Annotated in this window: 8 protein-coding genes; 2 read left to right on the top strand and 6 right to left on the bottom strand. The window is 60.3% G+C overall.

Translation table 11 applies throughout. The features are described from left to right. The first annotated feature begins 93 nt into the window (after window positions 1–93). A complete protein-coding gene (locus P0D89_RS48150) occupies window positions 94–1,560 on the top strand; it encodes a UvrD-helicase domain-containing protein (RefSeq protein ID WP_408379012.1) in 1,467 nt (488 codons plus the stop codon). 79 nt (window positions 1,561–1,639) lie between these two features. Here P0D89_RS48150 and P0D89_RS48145 read toward each other — a convergent pair whose 3' ends face one another. The 3 genes from P0D89_RS48145 to P0D89_RS48135 form a co-directional block, all read right to left on the bottom strand. Then, window positions 1,640–2,104 carry a hypothetical protein gene (locus P0D89_RS48145; protein ID WP_408379011.1) on the bottom strand — a complete coding sequence of 155 codons (465 nt, stop codon included), beginning with the start codon at window positions 2,102–2,104 and terminating at the stop codon, window positions 1,640–1,642. Between the two features lie 54 nt (window positions 2,105–2,158). Next, window positions 2,159–2,617: a zinc-finger-containing protein gene (locus tag P0D89_RS48140; RefSeq protein ID WP_408369714.1), complete on the bottom strand. Its 459-nt coding sequence runs from the start codon at window positions 2,615–2,617 to the stop codon at window positions 2,159–2,161. 347 nt (window positions 2,618–2,964) lie between these two features. Continuing rightward, window positions 2,965–4,584: a PqiB family protein gene (locus P0D89_RS48135; RefSeq protein ID WP_408369717.1), complete on the bottom strand. Its 1,620-nt coding sequence runs from the start codon at window positions 4,582–4,584 to the stop codon at window positions 2,965–2,967. A 1,197-nt stretch (window positions 4,585–5,781) separates the two neighbouring features. Between P0D89_RS48135 and ltrA the strand changes: the two genes are divergently transcribed. After that, window positions 5,782–7,260: a group II intron reverse transcriptase/maturase gene (gene ltrA, locus P0D89_RS48130; RefSeq protein WP_459252682.1), complete on the top strand. Its 1,479-nt coding sequence runs from the start codon at window positions 5,782–5,784 to the stop codon at window positions 7,258–7,260. A 102-nt stretch (window positions 7,261–7,362) separates the two neighbouring features. On the opposite strand, the gene P0D89_RS48125 is transcribed toward ltrA, so the two are convergent. The 3 genes from P0D89_RS48125 to P0D89_RS48115 are packed head-to-tail and all read right to left on the bottom strand — an operon-like array spanning window position 7,363 to window position 10,533. Next, the gene (locus P0D89_RS48125; RefSeq protein WP_408369720.1) at window positions 7,363–8,358 is read right to left on the bottom strand and encodes a tyrosine-type recombinase/integrase; all 996 of its coding nucleotides are present in this window, start codon (window positions 8,356–8,358) and stop codon (window positions 7,363–7,365) included. After that, on the bottom strand, window positions 8,351–9,289 hold the full coding sequence (locus tag P0D89_RS48120) for a tyrosine-type recombinase/integrase (protein WP_408369723.1): 939 nt from the start codon (window positions 9,287–9,289) through the stop codon (window positions 8,351–8,353). The genes P0D89_RS48125 and P0D89_RS48120 overlap by 8 nt, the downstream gene beginning before the upstream one ends. Next, window positions 9,286–10,533 carry a tyrosine-type recombinase/integrase gene (locus P0D89_RS48115; protein WP_408369726.1) on the bottom strand — a complete coding sequence of 416 codons (1,248 nt, stop codon included), beginning with the start codon at window positions 10,531–10,533 and terminating at the stop codon, window positions 9,286–9,288. Before P0D89_RS48115 ends, P0D89_RS48120 begins: the two co-directional genes overlap by 4 nt. Between the last annotated feature and the right edge of the window lie 289 nt (window positions 10,534–10,822).

The following is a 10,822-nucleotide window of genomic DNA, read 5'->3' as shown; positions in this document are numbered from 1 at the left end:
ACAGGGGTGGGGTGAGTCCGCTTGCCCCCTCGCGGCTTGTCCACAGCGCATTTTCCGGCACACTATGGACAATTTCGCTCAGCCCCATATTCCATGCCCGATTCGTTCAAGCCTACCGCCGAACAGCGCGCCGTCGTAGACACGGTTGTCGGAGGCGGCGACCTGAAGATCAAGGCATACGCCGGTGCAGGCAAAACTTCAACGCTACGGCTGGTTGCCGATTCCCTCACGGGTCGCCGTGGCAGCTATCTCGCCTTCAACAGAGAAATCGCCGAACACGCTCGCCGCCGCTTTCCGTCGAATGTCAGCGCGCGCACGGTGCATTCGCTCGCGTACAACTCGGTATCTTCCGCCCTGACCGCGCGTGTGAATTTCCAGGCGGAGCCGTCGCATGAATTGGCGGCCCGCTTTGGGCTCGGACCGATCCAGGTGCCCACCATCACCGGCAAAACCGTCGAAGTTACGCCGTTCGAAATTGGCCAGATGATAGTCGACGGTCTGGGCCGGTTTTGCCGCTCGGCGCAACGCGATCCCGAGCCATACCATATCCCTGTCGACGAAAAGGTCCATGACAAGGCGGCCGACTGGCTGCGCGAATCGTTGCTTCCCTACGTTGTGCGCCTGTGGCAGGAAAGCACTCACCCGCGCGGGCGCAGCGCGATTGCGCCGGACGTCTATTTGAAAGTCTGGGCGCAGACTGAGCCGCGTATCGACGCGGACTTCATCCTGTTCGACGAGGCGCAAGACAGCGATGGCGTCATGCTCTCGGTGCTTGGCCGCCAGCGCCACGCGCAGATCATTTACGTCGGTGATCCCTACCAGCAAATCTACGAGTGGCGTGGCGCTGTCAATGCAATGGCGCAGATCGATGCGCCCGAGCGGGCGCTAACCGAATCCTTCCGCTTCGGACCCATGGTCGCTGCGCTCGCCAGCCGTATTCTCGGACTGCTTGACGAGCGCACACCCATTCGCGGCCAGGACACAATCGGTTCGATTCTGGTGGACGACCCTACTGTCTCTCCACCCGTCGATGCCATTTTGTGTCGGAAGAACGTGACAGCCATCTGGCAACTGGCCGCGGGCGTCGAAGCCGGTTACAAGCCAGCGATCCGGATGAATCCCGCCGAGATTATGGCGTTTGCGGATGGTGCCGATCAGTTGCAGGCGGGAAAACGAGCGTTCCGGCCAGCGGCGTTCTCCCTGTTCGAAACGTGGAAGGACGCTCAGGCGTTTGCACAGAGCGCGGTCGGGCGCGACCTGCATCCGATCGTACGGATTGTCGACGAGTTTGGCACCGACTATCTGCGTGCACTGGCGCGGCGAATCACGCCCGAGGCGTCCGCCGACTACGTAATCTCTACCGTTCACCGCGCGAAGGGGCTGGAATGGAAACGGGTGAAAGTAGCCAATGATTTTCGCTTCAAGACCATCGACGGACGCCTGATGCTGGAGCAAGACGAGATGCGCCTGCTGTACGTGGCAGTCACGCGTGCACGACACGTTCTGGACATCTCTGAGCTACGCGAAGAGCTTATACGGTTGTTCAGGTCGCGGCGGTGACAGGCTGACGACTGTTCGCGCCGCACCAGTGCGACTCTCAAGGCCGAGGCTAGACGGTCACCGGACACTCAATGCCGGCTCAGGCCAGCTTGCGGTCTGCTCGTTGATAGGGCTCGCCTGCCTGGAAGCGGTCGAGCCGCTCGCTCGCTTCAGCGACAGCCCACAACGGCGCGCGGCGCAGTTGCTCGTCATAGGTTGTGACGATTGCAGCGAGCTGACTTGCGGCGCCTTCATCGAGCCGCCATTCGCCCGTATCGCGGCCGCGGTCGAACGCAGCCGACATGGCCGCCTCCGCGACGACCAGCTGCTCGTACGTGGCCGCGCCGTAGCCTGCCTCGGCGATAAAGCCCGTCAGGATCATCGTCTGCGTGAGGGTCTGCGCGTCACGCACGCTGCCGGCGCCGGCCCACATGGTTGCGAGTGCAAGGTGTACCCGCAGCGCGAGCTCGTCGGCGGTGGCGCGAGGCATCGGCAACAGCATCGTTTTCGCGCGCCGTGCTCGTGCCGAGTTGGGGTGGCGCGCGAATGGGAGAGTTTTGGGCATCAGGGTTCGTTGGTGATCTTTGCAATGAGAATATCGGCCACCGTCAGGCTTCGCTTAAGCCCGATCACCAGGCGATGCAGCGCGGCGATGCGCGATGAATGCTTCGACATACCGGATTGGCTGCTCGCACTGTTCGAGTGAAAGGTTGTGGATCGATCCTGGCACCGGCACGTAGCCGAGTTCGCCGGCGACCCGTCGGATGGCTTTCGCGCGGGCCTCAAACAGGTTGACGCAATCGCGCCTGACCTTGCCCGCGACCAGCGGCTCGAGCGTGTCGTGCAGGCGGCTCTTCGCGTCGCGCAACGCGCCGTCGGCTTGACGCCCCAGCGGCACGTTCCGCGTGCTACGCGAGTGGATGCCGATCCACGCCTGACACGCTGAGCAGACCCATAGCGCGCCGTGGACCTCGCGGTCGGGATACGACGCCTCACCGTATTTCACGAGCACGGCGTGAGCGCCGCAATAATCGCACAAGGGTTGGGGTAATGCCTTGATCGGGCGACCTACACGCACCGGATACTCCTTCTCTCTGAACGCAGGTCACATTATCCGGCATCATCGGGCCGCGAAAGCTGTACGATTTTCGCGATCATTTGTAACTGAGACAGTGCGCCCCCAGCCCAACGTGGGCTTAGTGAATGGTCGCGGCCAGGCAGGCACGACCGCCTCTTGCCAACCCTCAGCCGTCGTATAGGCCAATGCGGCCAAACGTCCGGCGTTCGGCCTTTACAGGACGGTCGCGGATCGCTGGCGAAGGCTGACTCGCACCGTGACGTGCGCGTCCACTGTCGAAAACGCAGAGGGGTCAATACTCCCAACCCGTACCGTCAGTACCATCGCCAGTGACGGGGACGTGTGCTTCACTGTGAGTCTCCCGGCTTGCCGCGGATAAGTGCCTCTGGATGACGCTCGAGGTAGTCCGCCAAGATGCGAAACGCCGCCGCAGTCCGCGAGAGTTCGCGCATCGCGTCGCCGGTAGTCTGTGACAGCGAAGAGTCTGGCTGCAGTGCGCTGTTCGCCGAGTTGAGCGCCGTCTGCGCCGCAGCCAGCGTGTCGCGCGCCTGCGGCATCACCTCAGTGCTCAACTGTTTGAGAAGCGTATCCGCGTCGGCCAGCGTCTTTTGTGCGTTCTTGCCGATCCCCTCAAACGGAATCTTGTTCAGCTTGGCGACAAGCGTCGTGATCGAATCCTGCAGCGATTGCAGTCCTCCTGGCACGGTCGGCAATTCCGGCGGGTTCGCGCTCCAGTTAATCTCGGCTTTGGGCGCTGCGGGGAAGAAATCGAGCGCGATATATAACTGCCCGGTCAGCAGGCTCCCGGTTCGCAGCTGTGCACGGAAGCCATGCGCGACCATCCAGTCCGCCATCTGGTGGGTATTCGCGCTGGCCCGGCCTTCGCCCAGGCCGGACTTGTAACGCGACGTGAAACGCTCCGGATAATAGCGCACCTCGACCGGAATGCTGAACTGCTTCGTGACGGGATCGAAGCGCGTATAGATCGCCGCCACCTCGCCCAGCACGATGCCGCGAAAATCGACGGGCGCGCCGACCGTCAGCCCTCGCACTGAGTCGTTAAAATTGAATACATAGGTATCGACAATGCGGTCATGACGCTTCATTGCCTCCGCCCGATCCTGGAATAGCGAGAATTCGGTGCGAACGGCAGCCTCCGTCTGGTCGGCCGTGTCATCGGGTGTCTCGAATGCAAGACCGCCAATCAGGATCGCGACCAGCGATTGCGTGTTGACCTTGACGCCATCGGTACCCAAGGACACGTCGACGCCGCTTGCATGCCAGAAGCGCGTATCGCTCTGCACGTACCTGTCATAGGGCGCGTTGATGAAGACCAGCAGCGTGACGCCCTTGCCGTCTGCATTGAGTGCGTACGATGTGATCTGTCCGACCTGCAGGCGTCTGAAGAAGATCGGAGAGCCGACATCGAGCGAGCCCATATCCTGGCTCTTCAACACGAACTCCCGCCCGGGTACGCCGCTGGCGATAGCCGGTGGCGTCTCTAGTCCGACATAGTCGTGCCGCGTCTTCGTTGAGATTCCCAGATCCATGCCAATGAAGGAACCGGACAGCAGCGTGCCGATGCCCGATACGGTGCCACCGGAAATGCGCGGGCGGACGACCCAGAAGCGCGTATCGTCGACCAGCATGCTTGAAGCGTCCTTGGCAAGTTCAGCGGTTGCGATGACGTTGCGGTGGTCCCTAGAAAAGGTCACGCTCTTGACCACGCCGATGTCCACGTTCTTGAATTTGATCTTGGTCTTGCCGGCTTCGAGACCTTCCCCGGTCGCGAAGCTGATGGTCACCGTCGGCCCTTGCTCGAAGACGGCTTTCACGGCCAGCCAGCCACCGATCAGCACCGCGATGATCGGCACCAACCAGACGATCTGCATGCGCCAGCGCGAGCGAGACGTGGCCACCGCTACGGGGATGTCGGGTGAGTCGGGTCGATCGGGCGGCCTAGCCATGATCTTTCTCAGCCTTGTCCCAGATCAGGCGTCGGTCGAACGACATTGCGGCTGGCCCGGTCTGAAGGGCGCGAGCCCTTGGAACTGCATGTGCGCGATCAGAACGGTGATGACGTAGATATCGAGCATCGTCCCTATGCAGGGCGCACTTCACGAGCAGTTCGCAACTGCGACGGGTCACAGGCCGCACCCCATCGCGGTGCGTGCACGAAGCGTCACTGCGTCGTCCTTGTGCGGGTCGGCGGTTTGCGTTTCCCGCGTCCGCGCCCAGACTTCGTGCGGACGGAACGTTCCGCTATTACCCACACAGGCACCTCAGTACGCAAACTGAGTCAACGCCAAGTTAAGACTATGAGAGATGGTGGTTCGCTGCTATTGGACTTTGGTCCTACCCGCACGACAGCGTGCGCGCTTGATGCGGCCACCAGCGCTCCGGCGTGTTGCGGACTGGCAAAGGAGGGAAGTTGGCCTTCGGTGATTCGCGGCAGCGCGACCAACCGCGATCTCGCGATCATGTGCCGAGTGCAATTCCCACGATCGATGAAGGATGAAACGCAAGTGGCGCCCGCCTGAAGCACGCCCGTACCGCAGCCATCAACTCGATTGTCGTCGAATACTCCGCGCTACCAACTTCCTTCGCCGAACGTCAAAAATTGGTTGAACTTCGGCCGTTGGACGCGAGCGGACGTGCGTCTCTTTATGGCCGAGGGTGTGTCAAAACACAAAAGTTGCAGGTTTTGAGGGGTCACTTTACCCTTCCCGACACGCCACCAAGCCGTTGTAGGCCCTTTTCGAAAGCCGACTTTTTGAACGAGAGGCGTGAGCCTGAGTTTTGACACACGTGCGCCGGGAGACCGGCAAGGAGTAGGTGGTGCAAGTCCACTGCGATGAAGGAATAGCGAACCACATCGGCCCCGAGCCGTGCGCAGGCATCCGCGAGGATGTCGGCGAAGCGTCGGCAGGGGTACGTGCAGGCCAGCCACTGAGCCACGATAGAAAACTGATCCCGGGTGCCGACGCTGTGTGTGTAGCGGAAGGCAAGACGTTCAGGCGCGCAATCGCGAGCGCCGGGATGACCTGGCGTGGTCGTCGAACCTGGCATGTGCGCACGCTCCTTGTTCGGGAACCGGGAGATCTCCAGTCTGGCCTGTCCCAGGATGGACAGGTCCGCATCGGGAAGGCGAGGAGCCGTAGCCGATGATGAACGGACGGGAGAAGTCAGACTCCGCCGTAGTAGCGATGAAGCCTGCGAACAAGGCTGGGGAACCAGCTGCGGAGTGGGTGGAGCCAAGGGCGGGGACCAAGGGGAACACGGGTCGGCCACACACGCACCGGGCGCAGAATCGGGCAAGCGTGCCACAGGGGCTGGAACGTGTACGGCAAGCTGCAAGACAGCGGAAGAAGGAGCGGTTCACCGCGCTTCTACACCACGTCACAGTCGACCGACTTCGGATGGCATTCTTTGCGCTCAAACGCAATGCGGCTCCCGGAGTGGATGGCCTGACGTGGCGGTACTACGAGGCAGGACTGGAAGAGAATCTCCAGCGCCTGTTCGCGCAGGTACAGAGCGGAGCGTACCGGGCACTGCCTGTTCGGCGACAGTACATACCGAAGCCGGACGGCAAACAGCGCCCGCTGGGGATTGCCGCGCTGGAAGACAAGATCGTCCAGCGTGCGGTAGTGGAAGTGCTGAACGCGATATACGAGGAAGACTTTCTCGGTTTCTCGTATGGGTTTCGGCCCGGGCGTAGTCAACATGATGCGCTGGATGCGTTGGCGACGGCCATTACCCACACTCCGGTGAACTGGATTCTGGACGCGGATCTTCGGAGCTTCTTCGACTCGGTTAGCCAGAGTTGGCTAGTCCGTTTCATTGAGCACCGGATCGGCGACCAGCGCATCATCCGCCTTGTGCGCAAGTGGCTCAAGGCGGGTGTTCTGGAAGACGGAGAGCTGAGCGTCAGTGAGACCGGTACACCACAGGGATCAGTGGCTTCACCGCTGTTCGCGAACGTGTACCTGCACTACGTGTTCGATCTCTGGGCCAACCGGTGGCGACGGCGGGAAGCAAGAGGCAACGTGATCATCCTGCGGTATGCGGATGACATCGTTGTCGGCTTCGAGCACGAAGCCGACGCGCGGCGCTTCTGGGACGCGATGCGATCGAGGCTGGAAGAGTTCTCGCTTGAGCTACATCCGGACAAGACGAGGCTGCTGGAGTTCGGCCGCTATGCAGCGGTCAACCGCCAGAGTCGGGGTCTTGGCCGACCGGAGACCTTCACCTTCCTGGGTTTCATCTTTATCTGCGGCAGATCTCGTCGCGGGGCTTTCCAGTTACAGCGGAAGACCCGAGGGGATCGCATGCGGGCGAGACTCAGACAGATCAAGGAGGCGCTACGGAAGCGCATGCACGAACCGATTCCAGTGCAAGGGCAATGGCTCAGGCAGGTGGTTCGCGGATACTTCGCGTATCACGCGGTGCCTACCAACTCGCGGGCACTCGTCGCATTCCGGCATCACGTCACCGATCTATGGCGGCGCACGCTCCGGCGGCGCAGTCAGAAGGACGCCATGACGTGGGAGCGAATGAGACGAATCGCCAATGCCTGGCTTCCGCCCCCTCGAATCCTTCATCCATGGCCTGATCGGCGCTTCGCCGTCAAACACCCGAGGTAGGAGCCCGGTGCCAAATGTGGCGCTTATCCATATGTGGCGCCGATCCTTCGTGCGCCGCTGAAATGGGCGGATTGTCAGATCGGCCACCACATATATTTCCCGCTATAGTCCACGCAGGAACTCCATCAATCCTGGCCGTTCTCGCCAAGGCTTGCTGGATTGGCCGCCATCAGCGGGAGCACAAGTGGCCAATGCCCTCGCTTTCGTTTCCAGATCAATTTCGGCGTAGATGTTCGTCGTGTTGATCGAGACGTGGCCCAGCCATCCGCGGATTGTGTTGATATCGACACCGGAGCGCAGCAGAGCCGTCGCGGTGGAATGTCGAATTGTGTGTGGGCTGACACGTTTGCGCTCCAATGAAGGGATTTGCGTGCAAGCTCTGGATGCGGACCGCTCAACCAGCGAATGAATACCGAAGCGGGTGATTGGCTGGCTACAGCGGTTCAGGAATACATGATCGTGCACGGCCCGCCCTTCGATTAGCTGCATGAGCTGATCGACCGTGGTCGGCCACAACGGGCAAAGGCGCTGCTTACGTCCTTTCCCAGTGATCCTGACGGACAGGCCCTGCACGTCGACATCCCGAACCAGAAGCTGTGCTGCTTCGCTCGCACGTGCTCCCGAGTTGTAGAGAAACAGCAGCAATGCGTAGTCACGCCGACCCTGCGGAGTTTCACGGTTGGGCGCGGCAAGAAGCGCATCCATTTCTGCCTTATCCAGACAGGTGATGCCCGGTTGGCTGGTCTTCTTGTAAGGAATCAGGCGGATCTGGGCACACCAGTCCACGTGTTCCGGACTGTGCTCGCCGATAAAACGCGCGAGGGCATGGAGGGCACCCAGACGCTGGTTGCGGGTGCTCACCTCGCATTGACGCTGCTGTTCCAGATGTCCGAGAAACAACCGGGCGAGTTTCGGCGAGAGATCAACAACGCTAAGGCGGTCGACGGATTTCTTGTGCTTCTTCGCCAGGAAAGGCAAAAGCAACGTGAGCATGTCGCGATAACTTCTTTGAGTGTTGAGAGCGAGATTACGCTCTGCGACCAGATGCTCAAGCAGAAAGCGCCGGACCCACGGTCCGAGGAAAGTGGAGTCACGCATGGGAAGCCTCCATTGCAAAGCGCTCGAAACGCAAACTCGCTTCGCGTAGCAGTTCGGGTGTGAGGGTAAGGTAACGTTGCGTACCGGCGATGTGAACGTGCCCGAGATAGGTCGCAAGCTGAGGCAGCAGGAGCTGGACATCGGCCCCGTTGCGATACCACGCAATGAGTCTATGGACCGCGGCGGTGTGCCTCAGATCGTGAAGACGGGGTTGATAACGGGCACCATCGTGCCGAAAAACGCCGGCACGATTCCGCACGCGTCTGAAAGCGTTCTCAGCGACGCGGACGGTGATCGGACTACCGTCTCGGCAGGGAAATACAGGTGACTCTGGTTTGGAAGAATACGTCCTGCTGCGATCTGTGATGAACTGACCAAGAGCCTTGGCGAGGTCCGGTCCCATTGGGACCAGCCGCGTCTTATAAAACTTGCTTTCGCGAATGCACAACACCGATTGCTCAAGATCCAGATCAGCCATCGTTAATGAAAGTGCCTCGCTGATCCGAAGAGCGGCGCCATACAGGAGCAAAAGCAGCGCTCGTAGGACATGAGGGTCAATACGAGTGCGTGGATGGTCAGTAGCCGAGGCAACATCGAGCAAGCGACGCAGTTCCGCGCGAGAATAGATATAAGGTACGAAGGCCAGCGGTGGTTTAGGGGCATGCGTAGGCAACGGCGAGCGTGTCGCGTAGCCCCGTGCGATAGCAAAGCGGTAAAAACCACAGAGCGCTCCATGCTTGCGCTCCCAGAATGAAGTGATGGGTCCGGTGCCGGCTAGATGTGCAAGTACCTGATCAGGCCGGACTTCTGCCATTGGAATATCACCCAGAGCTCGACAGAAAGACTTTAGCGTGCGGGCTTCCGTGTTGAATCGCATGCCCACTGAACGCTTGTAGGTGACGTACATTGACACAGCGGTGGAGAGTTTCATAGTACCCCCCGCAGATCAAATTCTGCGACTCGCCGAAGTCCACCTAGATCTGTCTTGGCATAAATACGGGTGGCGTAAGCGCTTCGATGTCCAAGATGATCACCGATTTGCTTCAGCGAAAATCCGGAGGCGACAAGATGACAAGCACAGGCGTGACGCAGGCAATGCGGGCCGAGCCCCGGACCCTGCCAACGCAACAAGTCCAGGCGGCTCTTTACTACGTAGTACATACCGCTGGGCGACAACGGTCGAAGGGGAGCTTTAAGAGTCAGAAACAACTCTCGTCGGGGACACGAGGGCCTGACGTCCCGAAGGTAACGCAGAATCGCCTCGCCTACCGCGTATGTCAGGGGGTAAGTCTGGATTCGGCGCTGCTTAGGACGCGTTAAGCGAATGATCTCATGTTCCCAGTCAATGTCCTCCAGTAGCAGATGTGCCACTTCACCACTTCGCAACCCATATATGGCTAAGAACATCAAAATTGCGTGGTCGCGAATGTCACGCGCCGCGTCGCTAACGCCGGTGGCGGCGATGAGGCGTTGAACCGCCTCCCACACAGGTCCGCGAGGTAGCCCTTCCTGCCTGAATATGCGTGGAGCGCTGATTCCTTCGGCGAACCCGGCGGAGCACCACTGCTGGTGTTCGGCGTACAGGAAGAAGTTGCGTAATGCGTCGGCTGCTGAAGATACCGAAACCCGGCACCAGCCATGCTCGCCATGGCGGGCAAGATAGGTGTCGATCTCTTCCAGGGATATGCGGCTTAATGAGCGCTTATGACTGGGCAGCGAATCGAAAAACGTCGCGAGATGCCAGCATCGATTACGAATGGTAGCCGCTGCCAGGCCACGCTCGTCTCGCATGAATGCAACGAATTGTTCCATCTCGTCCGCGAACGGTCCCGTCTTGTTCGTGGACAGTTTCATGCGGCCAATGAAGCGCAACCATGAAGTCGCAGTTGAGATAAACCACTGCCGCGACCATTTACCTGTCCGGGCGCGCTTGTGCCGCTTCTGGTGCCTGGCCCAATGATCGGCGGCAACGTCAATCTCCTGAGCACTGACTTGGCGCCTGCCCATATGCAAGCCCTGCGCAACGATCAGCAACTCACTGGCAAGGTGCGCCAACGTCGGGCGAGACAATCCCTGCTCTGCGCAATGCAACAGAAACCTCTCGCGTGCGTCAGCCTGCGGCCCGTTCCGATGGCGCGCTACGACCTTGGGGTAAGAAAACAGGGTCTCAAACATGATCGGACCTCCTTGCTGGATGCGGATCCGACCAGTATGCAAAGAAGCTTGAGAAAACTATATGTGGTCTTGATCTACCCGATTTCCGCTGCCGAAGAAGGGGTCAGCATTGGCCGCCACATATGGATAACCGCCACATTTGGCACCTTGTACTAAACCGCTGAAGCGGTAGTGGGAGGGAAGCGAAGGCGAGTGCCTGGCGTTCCGTGAGGACGGTTATCTGGAGCTGGACCCCACCAAGGTAGTGAGCAGGCCACCAGGAGCAGCATGGAGGTGCCCCACCGGGCAC

The organism is Paraburkholderia sp. RL18-085-BIA-A, assembly GCF_046027075.1.
GTDB lineage: Bacteria > Pseudomonadota > Gammaproteobacteria > Burkholderiales > Burkholderiaceae > Paraburkholderia.
The sequence above is the reverse complement of the archived record's forward strand: the minus strand, read 5'-3'. Positions and strand labels throughout refer to the sequence as shown.